Raw genomic sequence first — 19089 nt, 5'->3', positions numbered from 1 at the left:
ATTTCCTGGATTTGCAGCGTTTGCGTAGCCTTCGGGGCAACGCTTTTCTATCGCTGCAATCCATGTCCCTTCCTCTATCCGGAATCACGGTCGTCTCGCTCGAACAGGCCATCGCCGCGCCGCTGGCGAGCCGCCATCTGGCCGATTGGGGTGCCCGGGTCATCAAGGTCGAACGACCGGACGGGGGAGATTTCGCCCGCGCCTACGACAAGGCCAACAACGGCCTCTCCAGCCAGTTCCTCTGGGCCAACCGCAGCAAGGAAAGCGTGGCGCTCGACCTGAAAACGTCCGAAGGGCGGGATTCGCTGGAACGCATTCTTTCGACCGCCGACGTCTGGGTTCAAAACCTCGCGCCCGGCGCAGCTGCCCGTATGGAACTCGACGGCGCGGCCGTGCTGTCGCGCCACCCCGGCATTGTCGCGGCCGATCTGTCGGGGTACGGCAGCACTGGGCCGTACCGCGACAAGAAGGCGTACGACCTGCTGGTGCAATGCGAGGCAGGCTTCGTCTCCATCAACGGCAGCGCCGAGCAAGCAGCCAAGTGCGGTCTTTCGATCGTGGATATCGCTGGTGGCATGGCCTTGCTGCAGGGCATCCTGATGGGCTTGCTGCGCAAGGCGCGTACCGGTGCCGGCTTGCACTTCGAAACATCGCTGTTCGACGCGATCGCCGAATGGATGAGCTACCCGGCGTACTACGCCATGGGCAGCGGCGCAGCGCCAGAGCGAAGCGGACTGCGACACGCGACGATTGCGCCCTACGGCCCATTTCGCACAGGGGATGACAAGACGATTTTCTTCGGCATACAGAACCAGCGTGAATGGCGTGCCTTCTGCTCGCGCATCATGCAGGACGATTCGCTGGCTGACATGGCCTTGTTCAAAGACAACCCGGCCCGTCTGCATAACCACGAAGCACTGCGGCTGCTCATCGAAAAACGCCTCGCAGCCGTCACGGCAGACGAGGCATTGGCCTTGCTCGACGAAGCATCCATTGCCAATGCGCAGTTGAACGATGTCGAAGGCTTCATCGGCCACCCTCAACTCGTCCAGCGAGGCCGGTTTGCCGAAGTCGATAGCGCATTCGGGCCGCAACGGGTGCTGCTCCCGTCGCTGACGATCAGCGGTGTCTCGCCGGTGATGAAAGCGGTGCCTGCGCCCGGTCAGCACACCGCCGCCGTCCTGGCCGGAGTTGCGGCATGAGGCGCACCAGGACCTTTCTTGCCGTGCCGGCGCACCGCGCCTCCATGGTGAAAGGCGCGGCAGCGAGTCAAGCCGATGCCGTCTTCATGGATCTTGAGGACTCCGTGCCGCCCGAGCAAAAGGGCGAGGCGCTGGGCGGGGCGTTGCAGGCCCTGCATCAGTTGGACTGGGGCGGCAAGACCGTTTGCGTCCGTACCAATGTCGTAGGCAGCGCTACCTTTGAGCAGGAGGTGCGCGCGCTCGCCGGGGAGCCCCGGCTGGACACCTTCCTGTTGCCGAAGGTCGAGCATGAAGCGCAACTGAGGTCCGCGCATGAAATCGCAGCGCCCGTTGCGCGTGACCGGGGCCATGCCTGTCCTGGGCTGGAGGCCCTGATCGAGACGGCCGGGGGCTTGGTCGCGGTCGACAGCCTGGCTGCGACCCAGGGAGTGGGTTTGGAGGCGCTGCATTTTGGCGTCGGCGACTTTGCCGCGTCCATCGGTGCCCGCACTTGGGACGTCGGCCAATCCCCGCCGATGTACCGCCATGGCGACTTTGACGAGCACGGCAGCTTCGAGAGCGTGGCACTCGACTTGTGGGCCTATCCGATGATGCGTGTGCTGGTTGCCGCCCGCGCCTTCGGCCTGCGCGCCATCGACGGGCCTTGCGGCGCCTTCCGCGACGCCATTCGCACCGAAGCTTCCGCCCGCAAGGCATCAGCGATGGGCTTCGATGGCAAGCAGGTCATTCATCCCTCCCAGATCGCAGCCACCCGTCTTGCTTTCGAGCCGGGACCGGCGGAAGTGGCCGATGCGCAAGCCGTCATCGCCGCGAGTGCCGAAGCCAGCGCCCAGAAGCTCGGCGCCGTTCAGCTGGGCGGCCGAATGATTGACGAGGCCAACGTCCGCATGGCGCGCCGCATTCTGCTTCTGGCGGGCATCGACCCATCCCCTTCACTTTTTCCAACCGCAACAGCCGTCTATCCATGATCGATTCCGTCTTGTCAGTTCCTATTCAGGGTGCCTTTTTCTACGACGACCAGGCGGCCATCCGAGCCGGTCGGATGAGCGACGGCCCTCTCTACCTGGGGGAGCCGCTGACCCGCGGATTCCGATCCGTCCGTATGCCCGCGCACGCCTTGTCCGTCGGGTTGAAGCTGACCGACGGGCACGTCGTCTGGGGCGACATGATGTGCGTGCAGTACGCCGCCGCCGCGGGCCGCGAGCCCTTGCTGGACATCGCACTGACGCGTTCTCAGCTCGAAGGCGAGGTTGGCGAGCGGCTGCGGCAGTTGCCCCTGCAATCGCTGCGGGCCGAGCTCGACATGCTGTTCGCTCCGCTGGCTGACGGATCGCGGATCTCGCTGGCGGCCGAGTTCGGTCTCAGCCAGGCGGTATTGCAGGCCTTCGCCTACTCGATGCGATGCACCATGGCCGAGGTGCTGACCCAGGCGTACGCGCTGCCGCTGGTCGCCAGGCGTGTGCCGATCTATGCGCAAAGCGGCGATGACCGCCGGGCCAATGCCCGCAAGATGATCATGAAGCGCACCGAGATCCTGCCGCACGGGCTCATCAACAGCCCGGCGAAATTTGGCAAGGACGGCGCGGAGTTTCTCGAATATGCCGGATGGGTCGCGGATGCGGTCCTGGGCGAGAAGGATCCAGGCTATTTGCCGACCTTGCATTTCGACCTGTACGGCAATGCCGGCGCATCGTTCGATGGCGATCCGGCACGCATCGCCGCATTCATCGCCAAGGTCGAGAAACGGGTCGCGCCCATGCCGCTCAATATCGAAAGCCCGGCCGATTACGGCAGTGTCGATGCGCAGATCGGCGGTTTCGCGGCGATCAAGCGCGAACTGAAATCCATCGGCTCGCAGGCGCGCATCGTGGCCGACGAATGGTGCGATTCGCTGGACGACATCAAGCGCTATGCAGAGGCATCGGCGGTCGATATCGTCCAGATCAAATGCCCCGATGTGGGAAGCGTGACCCGCTCCCTCGAAGCCATCCTTCTCTGCAAGGAGCACGGTGTCGGCGCACACATGGGCGGCAGCTGCTCGGAAACCGATTTGTCGGCCCGTGTCTGCGTGCACGTCGCTGTAGCGGGCCAGGCGGACATGCAGCTGGCCAAGCCGGGAATGGGTGTGGACGAGGCGCTCAGCATCGTAGGCAACGAACAGCAGAAGCTGCTGGCCGAGCTGTCCCTGAAGAGCCCTGCAACCGTCTCCGCATGAAAGACGCCATGGACCAACACCGCCCCGCACGTCCGAAGCGACGAGGCCTCATCGCGCTGGCGATGGCGGCCAATTTTCTGACCGCCACCCTCGCTTTCGGCCAGAGCTCACCACCGGACACCCTGGGCAAAATCCGCGAATCCGGCGCCATCACGCTGGGTGTACGCGAGGCCTCCGGCGGTCTGTCGTTTTCCTACGGCAACGGCCAGTACGGCGGCTTTCACGTCGAGCTGTGCCAGCGCATCGTGGCGGCTCTGGAGCAGTCGTTCGGAAAAAAAATAGAAATCAAATACCAGAACGTGACAGCGGCCAACCGCGTACCGCTGGTGCAGAACGGCACGGTCGACCTCGAATGCGGATCGACGTCCAACACCGCTGCGCGGGCGCAACTGGTTTCCTTTGCCATGACCACCTTCATCGAGGAGATCAGGATGGCGGTCAAGAAGAAGTCGGGCATCAATGGGTTCGATCAGATCGCCGGCAAGACCATCGTGACGACGACCGGCACGACCTCGGCGCAGCATCTACGCCGGCTTGTGCTGTCGGGTATGCAGTTCAACCAGATTCTTGCGAAGGACCACTCGGAAAGCTTCCTGCTGCTGGAGAGCGACCGGGCTGACGGTTTCGTGATCGACACCGGAATACTCTCGGCGCAGATTTCGGCATCGAAATCGCCCCAGGACTATCGAATCGTGGGAGAGCCGCTTTCCGTCGAGCCGGACGCTCTCATGCTCCGCAAGGACGATGTCGCCTTCAAAAAAGCGGTGGACGATGCCATCAAGGCCCAGATCCGCAGCGGCCAACTGGCGGCACTCTGGGACAAGTGGTTCATGCAAGCTATCCCTCCTACGGGCAAACCGATCGGGCTGGCCATGAGTGCCAACGTAAAGGCGGCATGGGATAACCCGAACGATCGGCCGATGGAAACCTACGTCAGGCAGTGAGTAATCAGCTGAACGGTCCTGGTCTGATTTTCACCGGCCAGCCGTGAGAGGATTTTCGACAGGCCCGCAGTTTCACACGTTTCCAACCAAGCTTGCCCCCGGCCAATGCCGCGTAGCCACCAACCCCCGCGCCACATCCGCCATCACCACCCGCACCGCCAGCGCAGCCGGCGACAACTCGTCATCCGACAGACTGCAAACCGCATTCCGCCGCCGCGCCAGCCGGTCCGCCAGCGGCACCAGATGAAACCGCTCCCCCGCATCCGGATACCGCCCCACAGCCGCCCCAGGCTGCACGGTGGCGCCAAAGCCGTTGTCCACCGCATCCATCAGCATCGCCAGCGAATCGATCTCGGCCACCAGCTGCAGGCTGATGCGGGCGCGCAGCGCGGCGGCCTCGATGGTGGCGCGCAGGCCGTGGCTGCCGGTGGGCAGGATCAGGGGCTGCTCGGCCAGTGCGCGGATGGGCAGGGGCCGGGTGCTGGGCGCGGGGCCGGGCGGCAGGTGGGCGCGGGCGCGGATCAGCAGCAGCTTTTCCTCCAGCAGCGGCAGCACGCTCCAGCGCCGGCCGGGCTGGTCGGAAAACAGCATGGCCAGGTCGAGCTGGCGGGCGTTGAGCATGGCGGCCAGGTGGCCCGACAGGCTCTCCACCATGTGCAGGCGCACGTCCGGGTAGCGCTCGCGCATGGCGCGCATCAGGGGCAGGGCCAGCACGGCGGCGGTGGTGGGCGCCAGGCCCACGCTGACGGTGCCCGACAGCCGGGCCTCGCGCGCCGCACGCTGGGCCTGCTCGGCATGGCGCAGGGTGAGCTGGGCCTCGCGGAAGAAGGCGGCGCCGGCCTCGGTGGGCAGCACGCCGCGGGCGCTGCGCTGCAGCAGGCGGGCGGCGAGTTCGCCTTCCAGGCGGCTGATCTGCTGGCTCAGCGCCGACTGCACCACGCCCAGGTCCAGCGCGGCCTTGCCCATGCTGCCGAGTTCCACGGTGCGGACGAAGTAGCGGAGCTGGCGCAGTTCCATGGAACGGAGAGATCGGGAGGGGGATGGCCCGTGGCGGGCAGAGGGGAAGGCGGCGCCGGGATAATCGCACACCTATGTGCGCACAAAGGGTCATCGTCGGTCTGAGCGGGGGGTGGATTCCGCCGTCACCGCCCATCTTCTGAAACAGCAGGGCCACGAGGTGGTCGGCATCTTCATGAAGAACTGGGAGGATGACGACGACAGCGAATACTGCTCGTCCAACATCGATTTCGTGGACGCCGCGGCGGTGGCCGATGTGCTGGGCATCGAGATCGAGCATGTGAATTTCGCGGCCGAATACAAGGACCGGGTGTTCGCCGAGTTCCTGCGCGAATACCAGGCCGGCCGCACGCCCAATCCCGATGTGCTGTGCAATGCCGAGATCAAGTTCAAGGCCTTTCTCGACCACGCGATGCGCCTGGGCGCCGAGAAGATCGCCACCGGCCATTACGCCCGGGTGCGCGAGCGCGAAGGGCGCTTCGAGCTGCTGAAGGGGCTGGATCCGTCCAAGGACCAGAGCTATTTCCTGCACCGGCTCACGCAACAGCAGCTCAGCAAGACGCTGTTCCCGGTCGGCGAGCTGCACAAGACCGAGGTGCGCCGCATCGCCGAGGAGATCGGCCTGCCCAATGCGAAGAAGAAGGATTCGACCGGCATCTGCTTCATCGGCGAACGGCCGTTCCGCGAGTTCCTCAACCGCTATATCGCCCATGCGCCAGGCGCCATCCAGGACGACCGGGGGCGCACGCTGGGCCAGCACCAGGGGCTGTCCTTCTACACGCTGGGGCAGCGCCAGGGGCTGGGCATCGGCGGCGTGAAGGAGAAGGGCGCGCAGCGCGGCCAGGGCGAGCACGAGCCCTGGTTCGTGGCCCGCAAGGATCTGGACCGCAACGTGCTGCGGGTGGTGCAGGGGCATGACCATCCCTGGCTGCTGTCGCAGCAGCTGGAGGCCGCCGACACCAGCTGGACGGCCGGCACGCCGCCGCCGCCCGGCCGCTACGCCGCCAAGACGCGCTACCGCCAGGCCGACACCGCCTGCCTGCTGAGCGCCGGGGGCGACGAAGGCTTCGCGCTGGACTTCGACGAGCCCCAATGGGCGGTGACGCCGGGCCAGTCGGCGGTGCTGTACGACGGCGAGATCTGCCTGGGCGGCGGGGTGATCGGCTCCAAGGCCTGAGCGTTCGCGTCCGGCCCGAGGCATTCGGATCGGACGGCGGATGCGCAGGGCGGCGAGGCCAGCATCGCGGATCGCGCCATCTTCCGGCGCGGCCATTGCCCAAGGATCTTTCCCATGCTGCCTGTGCTCTCCGCCCGTTCCTCTTCTTCCAGCTCCAGTTCCGCCGCCAGCGCTTCGACGGTGGTGAGCCGCGCCGCCAGTCCGGGGCCGGACAGCCAGGCCCTGGTGTCCTTTCTGCCGGTGGGTTCGCTGGCCTGGCTGATGGCCTATGGGCTGGAGGATGCGGATCTGGGCCAGTACCAGGTGTTCGCACCGACGGCGCAGGACGCCCCCGACGTGCAGCAGGCCTGGGAGCAGGCCTGCCGCGCCCACGGTGTCGTCGCCAGCCCGGTGCAGCCGCCGCTGGAGGCCGAGGCGCCCCGCCAGCGGCAGGCGCCGCCGGACCCGGAAAGCGCCGCCCTGTTCCTGCAGGTCTGGCAAGACTGCGTGAAGCGCTTTCGCAGTGCCTGGGATGTGGAGCCGCCCCATGCCGAGTTGACGCCCGATGTCCTGCGCAGGGCCATGAAGCAGGAACTGCTGGTCAACTATCTTTTCGATGCGCCGATCGACGAGGCCGTGGCGCAATGCGCCAACGGCAGCCGGGCATTCGTGGCGACCTGGAGCGCGCTGGACTTCTTCGGCGCGCCGGCCGCCGCCATCGAGGTGACCTTGATCAATCTCTACCAGACGGCCCTGAACGAACTGGCGGCGCGTGCCCTGGACAGCCAGGCGCCGCTGGATACATGCCGGACGGTCGCCGCCGAGCTGCACCGGGCGATAGAGCTGGTGCTGCACCGGCTCTACCTGCTCAAGCCCGACGGAGAACGCCCGCCGTCCCTGTTCGGCGCGGGGACCGAGGGCGAGTTCGCCTGAGCGCCCGCGGGCTTCGCCAAGGCACGGCGCGGCGGCCGGGGAATGGCGAGCATGGGCGTTTTTTTCGAGGTCCGCCGTGCACCTTTCCCTATCGTCCACCACCTTTCCCGCTTGGCACCCACATGCGTCCACCAGCGTCTCGAACGCCTTCCAGCCGGACCTGCGCGGCTGTTGCGTCGATCCGCTGCAGGACCTGCTGAGCCGGGGCCTGACACCCTCGCAGGTCGCCGGCATGCAGGTGACGGTGGTGGGGCCCGGCGGCGGCGCCGGCGCGCAGGCCGGGGTGGCGCAGGCCTGGGATCAGGTGCGTAAATCCTTTGCCCGCTCCAGCGTTGCCAGGCCGGCTGCGGTGGCCGTGCAGCCGGTCGATGGCGCGGCGGTGCGCCAGAAGGTCTATACCGACGCGGTCACCGAATTCCAGGCCCTGTTCGGCAAGACCCTGGGCCCGGCGCCGGACAAGCTGGCCGCCTGCCGGCAGCGCCTGGCCGAACTCATGCTGCTGCGGCCGGCGATGCATATCGACTACGCGCAGGCGCTGTGCCGTGCCGAGGCATGGAGCACCGAGCAGGTGTTCGGCCGCAGTCCGCCGGAGCTGGCCACGCTGCTGTTGCGGCTGGGCTGGAACGTGCTGCAGCGCCAGCGGCTGGAGGCCGCGCTGCGGGGCGCCGCGCCGCGGCCGCTGGTCGATGCGGTGGATGATTTCTGCGGCTACCTGGCCGACTGCATCGAGCGCATCGACGATTTCCGCGATGCGACGGGGCTTCGGCCGGATCCGCTCACGCCGGAGCAGCGCCTGGCGATCCTGGAGCACGATCTGCGTTCGACCGGCTCGCAGGCCGGCGGGGCCTCAGGCCGTCGCCTTCTTCGCTCGCCAGGCCAGTAGCCAGTCTTCCAGCTTGGCCGCCGGCATGGGCCGCGACAGCAGCCAGCCCTGGGCCAGGTCGCAGCGGCATTCGCGCAGGCGGTCCAGGATCTCCTGGGTCTCCACGCCTTCGGCGACCACCTTCAGGCCCATGTTGTGGCCCAGGTCGATGGTGGAGCGCACGATCACCTCGTCGTCGCGCTCGGTCACCATGCCCATGACGAAGGAGCGGTCGATCTTGATCTCGTCGACCGGCATGCGTTTGAGGTAGGCCAGCGAGGAGTAGCCGGTGCCGAAGTCGTCGATCGACAGGCGAAAGCCCAGGTTGTGCAGCTTCTCCAGGGTGCTGAGTGCATGGGCCGGGTCTTCCATCACCGCGCTTTCGGTGATCTCGATCCAGATCTGGCGCGGGTCGACCCGGTATTCCTTGAGCACGTTCTGGAAGAAGTCGGGCAGCTCGTTGTCCAGCAGGTCGCGGGCGGAGACGTTGATCGAGGTCTGCAGGTCGATGCCGCGCTCCAGCCAGTCGGCGGTCTGGGCCACGACATGGCGCACCACCCAGCGGGTGATCGCCTTGATGTAGCCGGTCTGTTCGGCGAAGGGGATGAAGCGGTCCGGCGCGATGAAGCCGCGGGTGGCGTGGTCCCAGCGCACCAGGGCCTCGACCTGGCGGACCTCGCCGGTGGCCAGGTCCATCTTGGGTTGGTAGAAGACGGTGAGGTGGTCGTGCTCCACCGCATGGCGCAGCTCGCCCATGAGCGAGAGCCGCTCGGGGGTCTGGGTGTCGTGCCGGCTGTCGTAGAGCAGGCAGCCGGAGCCGGACCGCTTGGCGGCGTACATGGCGATGTCGGCGCGGCGCATGAGGGTGTCGACGTCGTCGCCGTGCATGGGGCAGCAGACGATGCCGATGCTGGCGCCGACGTCCACCACCTGGCCTTCGAGCAGCATCGGCCGCTCCAGCAGGGTGAGCAGGCTCTGGGCCACCCGCATGGCTTCGGCCTCGCTGCCGTCGATCAGCAGCACCGCGAATTCGTCGCCGCCCAGGCGCGCCACGGTGGCCGACTGCGGGCCCATGGCGGCATGCAGGCGCTGGCCCACTTCCACCAGCAGCTGGTCGCCGATGGTGTGGCCCAGGGTGTCGTTGACGTACTTGAAGCGGTCCAGGTCCATCACCATCACCGCCACCATCGCTTCGCCGCGCTGCGCCAGGGCGATCGCTTCCATCACCCGTTCGCGGAACAGGGCGCGGTTGGGCAGGCCGGTGAGGCTGTCCTGGTAGGCCAGGCCGGTGATGCGGGCCTCGCGTTCGTCGAGCGCCTCGCGCATGTCGTTGAAGGTGTGGGCCAGGGCGCCGATCTCGTCCTCGCGCGCCAGCTCCAGCGGCGGCGGGTTGCCGCCTTCGCCCACGCTGCGGGCGAAGCCGGTCAGCATGGCCACCGGGCGGGTCACGCCGCGGGCGATGAGCAGGCTGACCACGATGGACACCACCAAGCCGATCAGGGAGAGCACCAGCAAAGCCGCCTGGATGCGCAGGAAGGGCGCGGCGGCCTCGGCGATGGAGCGCTGCAGCACCGCCTCCACCCCGTTCGGGCCGCTGTGCAGCAGCACGGTGCGGGCGCCGTATTCCTCCTGGTTCAGGGTCAGGCGGATCGATTTTTCGCGGCCGAGCTGGCCGGCGTTGGCCGGCGCGATCAGGTTGGCCGCGGTGCCGCCGGGCAGGGAACTGGCCAGCACCGCCCAGCCGCCGCCCACGGCCTGGCCGAGGAAACTCACGTCCAGCGCCATGGTGGAGTTGAGCAGGCCGATGAAACGCGAGTCGATCTCGAAGCCCATGGCCACCCAGCCGATGGTGACCGGCGCCTTCACCGGCACCACCACCAGCTCGTAGAGCCGGCCGTCGAGCTGGATGATGTTGGAGGCGCTGCCGTTGCTGCGTGCCTGGGCGATCAGGTCGGGGTAGGGAAAGAGGGCGCCTTCCTCGTCGCTGATGCGGGTGTCGGCCACGGTGCGGGCATCGAGGTCGAGCAGCATGACCAGGTCGGCCTTGATGCGGTCGCCGGTGTTGCGCAGGGCCGAGACGATGGTGCCCTGGTTGCGGGTGGCCACCGCCTCGCGGAAGCCGAAGTCCGCCGCCACCACCGCCGCCGCCTGCGAGAGCTGGTCGCGGTGCGACTGCATGATCTGGTTGAACACCTTCTCGGCCTGCTGCAGCTCGGTCTCGGTGTTCAGGCGGGCGGCGTGCGTGATGGTTTCGCGCGCGGCGAAGAAGCCGAGCAGCTGCACCACCAGCAGCAGCGCGGAGAAAGTCAGCGCGATGCGGGTTCGAAGGCTCCGGATGCGCAGCGTGGGCAAGACGATCTCAGTTGGTTTCGGTGGGCAGCGTGAACTTCAGTGGCGGCGCGGTGGCGGTGCCGGCGGCGACATCCGTATTCTGCGTCATTAAGGCATTGGGGTCGCGCTGCTGGGGATGCCAGGCGGTGATGCGGTAGGCGCCGGCCGGCAGGTTCTCGATAGTGGCGCGGCCGGACTTGTCGGTTTTGGCGAAGTACGGAGTGTCCACGATCATCACATAGGCGACCATGGAATCGTGGATGTTGCAGCCCAGGGTCACCATGCCCGGCTTGTCGAACACCACCGGCCGGGCCGGCACGCCCGAGTAGAGCTTGATTTCGAAGCGCTTGGGCGGCGAGAAGGAATACACCGCGTGCTCGACGTCGTCCTTGTTCGGGAAGCTGACGGCGGTGCCGGTCTGGATCACCGAGACCAGGGGCACGAACTCGCGGTCGATCTGGTCGATGATGGCCTTCTTGCCGGGCTCCAGCGCCGGCGCCTTGCCGTTGACCGGCACCGCGTAGACGACCACGTTGGACAGCGCCGCACCGCGGGCGTTGACGGCCTGCACCGCGACACCGGCTGCCTGCGCTGCGGCCGCGGCCATCAGGCCGAGTGCCAGCGCCGCGAGCCGACGGGCGAGCTGCCGGGACGAGACTTGTGTGTTCATGGCGTGGCGGGCTTGGTTGTGTCGGCCGGCGCGGCTTCAGCCGGCTCGTCGGGAGAGGGAAGGGGCTCGCGCAGCGGCACCACGGAAGGCGCGTCGCGCGGGTTCTCGATGTCGCGGTACATCGGCGCGAGCTTGGCCAGCAGCTGGTTCTGCGCGCGGAAGGGCACGTTGTTCTTGTCCATGGCGGCCTGCAGGTTCTCCACCAGCGCGTTGAAGGCCGCGCGGTCGATGTGCAGTGGCGCATGCACGTTCTTCATCGAGCTGCCGGTGTATTTGCAGGGGCCGCCGATCTGCTCGCAGAAGTGCGTGGCCAGCTGCACCCGCAGGCGCTTGACCGAGGCCTTGGCGAAGTAGGGCGCCGTCTTCGGGTTGGAGAAGGAGTTGGCGATCATGTCGTCGGCGATGCGCTGCAGGCCTTCTTCGCCGCCGAACTGCTGGTAGAGGGCTTCGTCGGCACGCGCCAGGGGCGCGGCGACCAGGCATGCCGCGCACAGGAAGGCGGCGGCGATACGGGCAAACAGGGATGTCATGGCAGGGTGCGCTCCGCTCAGAAGCCGGCCTGGCCGGACAGGTACCAGCCGTGCTGGTTGCGCACGGTGGCGATGTCGCCCAGATCGACGTAGGCCGCGGTGAGCGACAGGTATTTGTTGGGCGCCCAGGCCACGAAGATGTCCTTGGCGCTCTGCTCGCGGGCGAAGGCCAGGTTGTTGGGCTTGGTGCGGAATTCGGCGCCGGCGGCCAGGTCCTTGCGGAACAGGTAGGCGGCCGAGAGTTCGGCCTGCGGCTTGTACGAATTGCCGTTGGGCCCGCCGAAACCCAGCAGGCCGAACTGGTTGGCCTTGGTCATGCGCACCGTGCCGTTGACCAGCACGCTCTGGGCCAGGAATAGTTTGGTGGCGGCCACGTAGAAATCGGTGCCCGAGTCGCTGCGCGCGCCCACGGCCCGCACTACGTCGCCTTGCTGGTTCTGCTTGTACTGGATGCCGACGGCGACCTGGGGCATCCAGGTGTCGGCGTCCAGCACCGTGTCGCCCATGATCTTGAGCTTGGCACCGACGATGTTCTGCTCGAACTTGAAGTTGGCGCCGAGGCCGAGCGCGGCGCCGGCGGCGCGGGTGTCGAAGATCTGGCGCGCCAGGGTCAGTTCGAGCCGGTCGTTCACGCCCACGGCCACGCCGTAGGTGTCGAGGTTGAATTCACCGGTGCGCACCCGGGTGGCGTGCACATTGCCGCCCCACTGGCCGCCGGTGTCGTAGCCGCTGACGACGGCCCAGGGCACCAGGCCGCCGCCGGCCGCGCCCTCGACCTGCGAGACGCCGCCGGTCAGCAACAGCTTGCCGCTGCCGGTGCGGTCGGGTTCGGGGGAACGAACTGGGCATGCGCGGCATGCGCCAGCAAGGCGGCGGCACAAGCGGCCGAACGGCCCCGGATGCGGCGCCGAAAAGGAATGTGTAACACGTTGCTTTCCACCTGGAGCTCCTGGTTGCCACGAGGATCGATTGGGTCAACCTTGAGAACTGGCGCCGCTGCTGGCGGTGAGGAGACGCCGATGCAGCCGCGCGAAGAGCTTCAAAGATACCGCAAGCGAGTACTTTTTAACGCGTGGATTCCCACATTTGCGGCAGGAATGTACTCATTAAGTCACACCTGGTAACGCAAATGGACACGCGCGCAAGATCGTGACTTTATTCCAGAACACGCACCTTCACACTGCGTCCTTTGACCTTGCCGGCCGACAGCCGCTCCACCGCCTGCGCGGCGATGTTCCGATCCACCGCCACATAGGTGGAGAAATCGTTGACGTTGATGCGCCCGACCTGCTCGCGGGTGTAGCCGCAGTCGCCGGTGAGCGCGCCCAGCACGTCGCCGGCGCGGATCTTTTCCTTGCGGCCGCCGATGATCTGCAGGGTGGCCATGGGCGGCACCAGGGTGCCGCCGGGGGCGGGGGTGAGCTCGCTGAGTTGGTGCCAGTCCGACTCGCGGCCCTGCAGCTGCTCGATGCGGCCGACGGCGCCCATCTCGTTGAGGCTGGCCAGGTTCAGCGCCAGGCCCTCGGCATCGGCCTGGCCGACGCGGCCGGTGCGGCCGATGCGGTGGATGTGCACTTCGGCGTCCGGCGTGGTGTCCACGTTGATGACGGCTTCGAGCTGGGCGATGTCCAGGCCGCGCGCGGCCACGTCGGTGGCCACCAGCACCGAGCAGCTGCGGTTGGAGAACTGCACCAGCACCTGGTCGCGCTCGCGCTGTTCCAGCTCGCCGTACAGCGCCAGGGCCGAGAAGCCGCGCGCCTGCAGCACCTCGGCCAGGTCGCGGCACTGCTGCTTGGTGTTGCAGAAGGCCAGGGTGCTTTCCGGCCGGAAATGGTCGAGCAGCTGGGTGACGGCCTGCAGGCGCTCGTTCTCGCGCACCTCGTACCAGAGCTGGCGGATGCGTGCCTCGGCATGCTGCGAGGCCACTTCGATGCGCTGCGGATCGCGCATGAAACGGGCGGCGATCCTGGCGATGCCTTCGGGGTAGGTGGCCGAGAACAGCAGCGTCTGCCGGTTGGCGGGGCAGCGGGCGGCCACCTTGGCGATGTCGTCGACGAAGCCCATGTCGAGCATGCGGTCGGCCTCGTCCAGCACCAGGGTGTTGAGGGCGGACAGGTCGAGTGTCTCGCGCTCCAGGTGGTCCATGATGCGGCCCGGCGTGCCGACCACGATGTGGGCGCCGTGCTCCAGGCTGGCGATCTGGCCGCGCATGGCGACACCGCCGCACAGGGTGACGACCTTGATGTTCTCCTCGGCGCGCGCCAGGCGGCGGATCTCGGCGGTGACCTGGTCGGCCAGCTCGCGGGTGGGGCAGAGCACCAGCGATTGCACGGCGAAGCGGCGCGGGTTGAGGTTGGCCAGCAGCGCCAGGCCGAAGGCGGCGGTCTTGCCGCTGCCGGTCTTGGCCTGGGCGATCAGGTCCTTGCCGAGCAGGGCGGGCGGCAGGGCGGCGGCCTGGATCGCCGTCATGGCGGTGTAGCCCAGGGCGGTGAGGTTGGCGATGGTGGCGGGCGAGAGGGCCAGCTGGTCGAAGCTGGAGGTCGCGGCGGTGGTGGCGGCGTTGGTGTTCATGGCGGGTGGATCGGCTCGGAAGGGGCAATGGAAAAAGGGCTCCAGCCTGATGACTGGAGCCCTTTGTCTTCGGTGGGGAGAACCTGCGTCGGCTTAGAACGGGATGTCGTCGTCCATGTCGTCGAAGCCCGAGGACGGCCGGCTGGGCGCCGGTGCCGCCGCGCGCGGTGCGGGCGCCGGGGCGCGTGCCGCCATGGGGGCGCCGGCCGGTGCCGGTGCGCGGCGTGCGGGCGCCGGTGCGGGCATGCTGTCGTAGCCGCCGCCGGCACCTTCGTCGTAGCCGCCGCCTTGCGGTGCGCCGCCACCGCCGCCGGCGCCGGTGCGGCTGCCGAGCATCTGCATCTGGTCGGCGCGAATCTCGGTGGTGTATTTCTCGATGCCGTCCTGGCCGGTCCACTTGCGGGTGCGCAGCGAGCCTTCGACGTAGACCTGCGAGCCCTTGCGCAGGTACTGGCCGGCGATCTCGGCGAGCTTGCCGTTGAAGACCACGCGGTGCCATTCGGTGGCTTCGCGCATCTCGCCGCTGGTCTTGTCGCGCCAGCGGTCGGTGGTGGCGATGGTCACGTTGGCCACCTGGTCGCCGCTGGGAAAGGAGCGCATTTCCGGGTCGCGCCCGAGGTTGCCGACGATGATGACTTTGTTGACGGATGCCATGTTTTGCAGTGCCTGAAGGGGAGGGGAGACGGGGCGGCGAATCGCTGGTGGCGCGGCCCCGCGCGAGGCCAGCATTGTGCCGCATCCGGTCCCGGGCGGGCCCGGCGACGGACGGCCGCGGCGGCATGCGAGGCACAATCGGGCGCACATGTCTTCGTCCGATCCGCATTCGCGGGAACCGAACCTCCTGCAGAACCTGCGGCGTGAATTCGCCGATTTCCGCATCTGGCGCGACCGCGCCATCGTGCTGGCCTATGCGGTCGCCGCCGGGCTGGCGGTGGTCGGTTTCACCCTGCTGGCGGAATATGCCGCCGATCTCTTCGCCGCCTGGCACGGCTTCAACCGCTGGTCGCTGCTGCTGTGGACGCCGCTGTGCACCGCCGGCATCGTCTGGCTGACCCGGCGTTTCGCGCCCGGCGCGGCCGGCTCGGGCATTCCGCAGGTGATCGCCGCGCTGGACCCGGAGATGCCGGCCGCCGCCCGGCCGCGTTTCGTGTCGCTGCGGGTGTCGGCGGCCAAGATCCTGCTGTCCTCGGCGGGGCTGCTGGGCGGGCTGTCGGTGGGCCGCGAAGGGCCTTCGGTGCAGGTGGCCGCGGGCATCATGGCCCATGCGCAGCGCTGGCTGGGCGGGCGGGTGCCGGTGCATGCGCTGCTGGTGGCCGGCGGCGCGGCGGGCATCGCGGCCGCCTTCAATGCGCCGCTGGCGGGCATCGTCTTCGCCATCGAGGAGCTGTCGCGCAAGCTGGAGTCGCGCAGCAGCGGGCTGATCATCGCGGCCATCGTGCTGGCCGGCCTGATGGCGGTCTCGGCCTTCGGCAACCTGAGTTATTTCGGCGTGATCCGGGTGCCGCACCTGCAGTGGACCGCGCTGGCGCCCGGGCTGCTGACGGTGCTGGTGGCGGGCGTGGCCGGCGGCCTGTTCGCCCGGCTGCTCGCCATGAGCCTGACGGGCGGCGGCGGTCGCCTGGGCTGGTTGCGCGCGGCCTATCCGGTGCGTTTCGCGGCCGGCTGCGGGCTGGCGGTGGCGGTGCTCGGCCTGGCCTCGGGCGGCGCGAGTTTCGGCGCCGGCTCGGAGGCGGTCAAACACATGCTGGCCGGCCATGCCGACGTGCCGCTGCTGTACGTGCCGCTGAAGTTCCTGGCCACCTGGCTCACCGCCTGGAGCGGCGTGCCGGGCGGCATCTTCGCGCCTTCGCTGTCGATAGGCGCGGGCATCGGCCACGACGTGGCCCAGATCGCCGGCAGCGCCGATCTGGCCCCGGCCCTGATCGCCATGGGCATGGCGGCTTTCCTGGCGGCGGTGACGCAGGCGCCGCTGACCTCCTTCATCGTGGTGATGGAGATGGTCGACGGCCATTCGATGGTGCTCAGCCTGATGGCCGCGGCCATGCTGGCCAGCCTGCTGTCGCGCCTGATGACCCGGCCGCTGTACGAAACCCTGGCCGACTTCATGGTGGCCGGCCAGCGCCGGGGCTGAAGCTCAGGCGCTGGCCAGGCGCTGCACCAGGCCGCCGGTGAGGCGGGCGATGCGGCCGTCGAGTTCGAGTTCCAGCAGCTGCACCTGGATCTGCGCGGCGGCGATGCCGGTGCGGGCGACCAGGGCGTCCACGCTGACCGGGGCGTGGCCGATGGCTTCGAGCAGCGGGTCCGGACCTGCGCTGTCGTCTTCCCCGGGCGCTTGCGCCGTTGCCGCATGCACCGATGCGGAGGGCAGGCGCAACTCCTCCAGCACGTCCTGCGCGCTCTCGACCAGCTTGGCGCCCTGGCGGATCAGCGCATGGCAGCCGCGCGACTGCGGCGCATGGATGGAGCCCGGGATGGCGAACACCTCCTTGCCCTGCTCGGCCGCCACCCGCGCGGTGATCAGCGAGCCCGAAGGCTGGGTGGCCTCCACCACCAGCGTGCCCAGCGTGAGGCCGGAGATCAGCCGGTTGCGGCGCGGAAAGTTGTGCGCCACCGGCGGCGTGCCCAGCGCGTATTCGCTGACCAGGCAGCCGCCCGCGGCGATGCGGTGCGCCAGGGCGCGGTGCTGGCGCGGGTAGACGCGGTCCAGCCCGGTGCCGACGAAGGCGACGGTGGCGCAGGGCGCATCCGGCAGGGCGCCGTCGAGCGCGCCCTCGTGCGCCGCGCCGTCTATGCCCTGGGCCAGGCCGGACACGACGGTCATGCCGGACTGCGCGAAATGTCTCGCGAAGGCATGGGCATCCTGCAGGCCCTGCGGCGTGGGGTGGCGGGTGCCGACGATGGCGATCGCCGGTGTCCGCGGCCCGGGCAGTTCCTGGCCGAGCAGGTAGAGCATCAGCGGCGGGTCTTCGATGTTCAGCAGGGCGGCGGGGTAGTGCGCATCGCCCAGGGTGGCGATACGCCGGGCGGCGCCGCCGGGCTCGGCCTCGTTGAGCCAGGCCCAGGTGGTGTCGAGGAGCTTGTCGAAGCCGGGCGGCGGGATGGCGAGCGCATCGGCGGCGCTCGTGCCCGCCACCTGTGCCCGCGCGGCGCCGCTGGCGTCCAGCACGGCCTGCGGCAGGCCGAAGGCGGCCAGCAGCTTGCGGGCGGAATGCCGGCCCACGCCGGGGGTGACGTCGAGCCGCAGCCAGGCCGCGAGTTCCGCGCGATCCATGCTCAGACCGAAAGCCCCGGTGCTTACTCGGGCGACACCAGCCGGTCGCCGACCTTCACACCGGTGCGGATGTTCAGGATCAGGCCGTAGCTGACCCGGTCGAAGGTGCGAAACACCATCAGCAGGCCGTTGCGTTCGTCGGGCAGCTTGATGCGGGCCTTGTCCGGATCGGTCTTGTCGACGATGCGGTCGCCCTCCGACAGGATGGCCATCACGAAGCCGGGCTCGAAGCCGTCGCGGCTGCCGCGGTTGATCGAGACGACCTGGTTCTGCGCCGCGTCCAGCACCGCGCTGCCGTAGATCGACATCACCCGGGCGCCGCTGACCGGCACCGTGGGCGCGCGCGGCACGTAGATGGTGGTGGGGGTGGGCGGCTCGGGCAGCAGGCGGTCGCCGACCCGCATCTCTTCCTTGGTGACGGTGATGTCGAAGGTGGCCGGCACCACTTCCTGCAGCGGCTTGCCGTCCAGCAGGCTGTTCTCCACCGACTCGCCGCGCACCAGCTCGGCCCGGCCCAGGTATTGCGCCTCGTAGCCCAGCACCTCGCCGGTGTTGGGGTCCTTCAGCGGCGTGGCGTCGCGGAACACACGCCAGTTGCGCGGCGTGCCGGGCGCCATGGTCAGCGGCTGGCCGGGGCGCCGCGCACATAGGCGCGGTCGGCGCGGGCCAGCATGACGCGGTCTTCCTGGGTGCCGACAAAACGCGCGGAGTTGACCAGCGTCGGGCCGTCGATCACCAGCGGCTCGGCCAGGAAGGGCTCGATCGCCGAGGGCCGCAGCGTGGGCAGCGGATTGGCGCCCATGCGGTCGTAGCGGATGCGCGGCTCGATGCGCGCCTCGTCGCCCATGCCCGGCGGCGTGGTGCGCAGGCGGGCCCGGCCGCCGCTGCGTTCCAGGTAGAGCTGCTGGCCGGGATAGATCAGGTGCGGGTTGCGGATCTGCTCCAGGTTCATGCCCCAGAGCTCCGGCCAGCGCCAGGGCCGGCGCAGGTACATGCCGGAGATCGCCCAGAGGGTGTCGCCGCGCTTGACGGTGTAGATGTCGGGTGCGTTGGGGGCGAGTTCGGATTCGGGCACGCCGCTCTCGGCGGTGGCCTGGGCGACGGCCCGCTGGGTGGGCGTCACCGGATAGTTCTGCGCGGCCGCGGGCTGGGCGATGGCCATCAGGCAGGCCGCGGCCATCGTGGCGGGGGCGGCTGCACGGCGCAGACTCGGAAATCTCACTGGCATCGGAAGAATGCTCGCGGTTCGGTTACAAAAGCTCGCGCCGATTCTCTACGCTTTGGCCTTGCGACGACAACGATTATTGGCGGCGGCGGTCAGGGACCACTCCGAATTGGCGAAAATAGCGACATCCGCGCCCGACGGCGATGCCGTCCCGGCCGCCAT

15 protein-coding genes and 2 pseudogenes are annotated in these 19089 nt (G+C 68.5%); 8 read left to right on the top strand and 9 right to left on the bottom strand.

All coding sequences use genetic code 11. From position 1 onward, the window contains the following. Positions 1 to 62 precede the first annotated feature (62 nt). Genes GT347_RS12550 through GT347_RS12535 form a run of 4 tightly spaced genes read left to right on the top strand, consistent with a single transcriptional unit; the run spans position 63 to position 4361 of the window. Positions 63 to 1202 (top strand): CaiB/BaiF CoA transferase family protein, encoded by a 1140-nt coding sequence (locus GT347_RS12550; protein ID WP_160552263.1) that lies wholly within the window; start codon positions 63 to 65, stop codon positions 1200 to 1202. Beyond that, on the top strand, positions 1199 to 2170 hold the full coding sequence (locus GT347_RS12545; protein ID WP_160552262.1) for an HpcH/HpaI aldolase/citrate lyase family protein: 972 nt from the start codon (positions 1199 to 1201) through the stop codon (positions 2168 to 2170). The genes GT347_RS12550 and GT347_RS12545 overlap by 4 nt, the downstream gene beginning before the upstream one ends. Next, positions 2167 to 3417 (top strand): methylaspartate ammonia-lyase, encoded by a 1251-nt coding sequence (locus GT347_RS12540; protein WP_160552261.1) that lies wholly within the window; start codon positions 2167 to 2169, stop codon positions 3415 to 3417. Before GT347_RS12545 ends, GT347_RS12540 begins: the two co-directional genes overlap by 4 nt. Then, positions 3414 to 4361: an amino acid ABC transporter substrate-binding protein gene (locus tag GT347_RS12535; RefSeq protein WP_229722857.1), complete on the top strand. Its 948-nt coding sequence runs from the start codon at positions 3414 to 3416 to the stop codon at positions 4359 to 4361. The genes GT347_RS12540 and GT347_RS12535 overlap by 4 nt, the downstream gene beginning before the upstream one ends. A 72-nt stretch (positions 4362 to 4433) precedes the next feature. Here GT347_RS12535 and GT347_RS12530 read toward each other — a convergent pair whose 3' ends face one another. Then, complete coding sequence (locus GT347_RS12530; RefSeq protein WP_160552260.1) at positions 4434 to 5378, bottom strand: LysR family transcriptional regulator; 945 nt, start codon at positions 5376 to 5378, stop codon at positions 4434 to 4436. A 74-nt stretch (positions 5379 to 5452) separates the two neighbouring features. On the opposite strand from GT347_RS12530, the pseudogene mnmA reads away from it, so the two are divergent. From mnmA to GT347_RS12515, 3 genes and pseudogenes are all read left to right on the top strand, one after another. Continuing rightward, positions 5453 to 6555: pseudogene (mnmA, locus tag GT347_RS12525) on the top strand (tRNA 2-thiouridine(34) synthase MnmA). Between the two features lie 114 nt (positions 6556 to 6669). Beyond that, positions 6670 to 7467, top strand: a complete 798-nt coding sequence (locus GT347_RS12520; protein WP_160552258.1) for a hypothetical protein — start codon at positions 6670 to 6672, stop codon at positions 7465 to 7467. A gap of 76 nt (positions 7468 to 7543) precedes the next feature. After that, entirely contained in the window at positions 7544 to 8350 is an 807-nt protein-coding gene (locus tag GT347_RS12515; RefSeq protein ID WP_160552257.1) for a hypothetical protein, read from the top strand. On the opposite strand, the gene GT347_RS12510 is transcribed toward GT347_RS12515, so the two are convergent. The 6 genes from GT347_RS12510 to ssb form a co-directional block, all read right to left on the bottom strand. Beyond that, on the bottom strand, positions 8315 to 10681 hold the full coding sequence (locus GT347_RS12510) for a bifunctional diguanylate cyclase/phosphodiesterase (protein WP_229722856.1): 2367 nt from the start codon (positions 10679 to 10681) through the stop codon (positions 8315 to 8317). The two genes, GT347_RS12515 and GT347_RS12510, sit on opposite strands and share 36 nt — an antisense overlap. A gap of 7 nt (positions 10682 to 10688) precedes the next feature. Then, positions 10689 to 11330 carry a methylamine utilization protein gene (locus GT347_RS12505; protein WP_195812412.1) on the bottom strand — a complete coding sequence of 214 codons (642 nt, stop codon included), beginning with the start codon at positions 11328 to 11330 and terminating at the stop codon, positions 10689 to 10691. Continuing rightward, the gene (locus GT347_RS12500; protein ID WP_160552256.1) at positions 11327 to 11860 is read right to left on the bottom strand and encodes a group I truncated hemoglobin; all 534 of its coding nucleotides are present in this window, start codon (positions 11858 to 11860) and stop codon (positions 11327 to 11329) included. Before GT347_RS12500 ends, GT347_RS12505 begins: the two co-directional genes overlap by 4 nt. Before the next feature lie 17 nt (positions 11861 to 11877). After that, complete coding sequence (locus GT347_RS12495; protein WP_229722855.1) at positions 11878 to 12660, bottom strand: DUF3034 family protein; 783 nt, start codon at positions 12658 to 12660, stop codon at positions 11878 to 11880. 355 nt (positions 12661 to 13015) lie between these two features. Further along, complete coding sequence (gene dbpA / locus GT347_RS12490) at positions 13016 to 14431, bottom strand: ATP-dependent RNA helicase DbpA (RefSeq protein WP_160552255.1); 1416 nt, start codon at positions 14429 to 14431, stop codon at positions 13016 to 13018. Positions 14432 to 14524: 93 nt separating this feature from the next. Beyond that, positions 14525 to 15085: a single-stranded DNA-binding protein gene (gene ssb, locus GT347_RS12485; protein WP_160552254.1), complete on the bottom strand. Its 561-nt coding sequence runs from the start codon at positions 15083 to 15085 to the stop codon at positions 14525 to 14527. 148 nt (positions 15086 to 15233) lie between these two features. Between ssb and GT347_RS12480 the strand changes: the two genes are divergently transcribed. Next, positions 15234 to 16562: a chloride channel protein gene (locus GT347_RS12480; RefSeq protein ID WP_160552253.1), complete on the top strand. Its 1329-nt coding sequence runs from the start codon at positions 15234 to 15236 to the stop codon at positions 16560 to 16562. 3 nt (positions 16563 to 16565) lie between these two features. Here the strand turns inward: GT347_RS12480 and dprA are convergent, their stop codons facing one another. Then, positions 16566 to 17702: a DNA-processing protein DprA gene (gene dprA / locus GT347_RS12475; protein ID WP_160552252.1), complete on the bottom strand. Its 1137-nt coding sequence runs from the start codon at positions 17700 to 17702 to the stop codon at positions 16566 to 16568. A 23-nt stretch (positions 17703 to 17725) separates the two neighbouring features. Next, a pseudogene (locus GT347_RS12470) lies at positions 17726 to 18930 on the bottom strand (LysM peptidoglycan-binding domain-containing protein). Positions 18931 to 19089 lie beyond the last annotated feature (159 nt).

The organism is Xylophilus rhododendri (assembly GCF_009906855.1).
Lineage (GTDB): Bacteria > Pseudomonadota > Gammaproteobacteria > Burkholderiales > Burkholderiaceae_C > Xylophilus > Xylophilus rhododendri.
The sequence above is the reverse complement of the archived record's forward strand: the minus strand, read 5'-3'. Positions and strand labels throughout refer to the sequence as shown.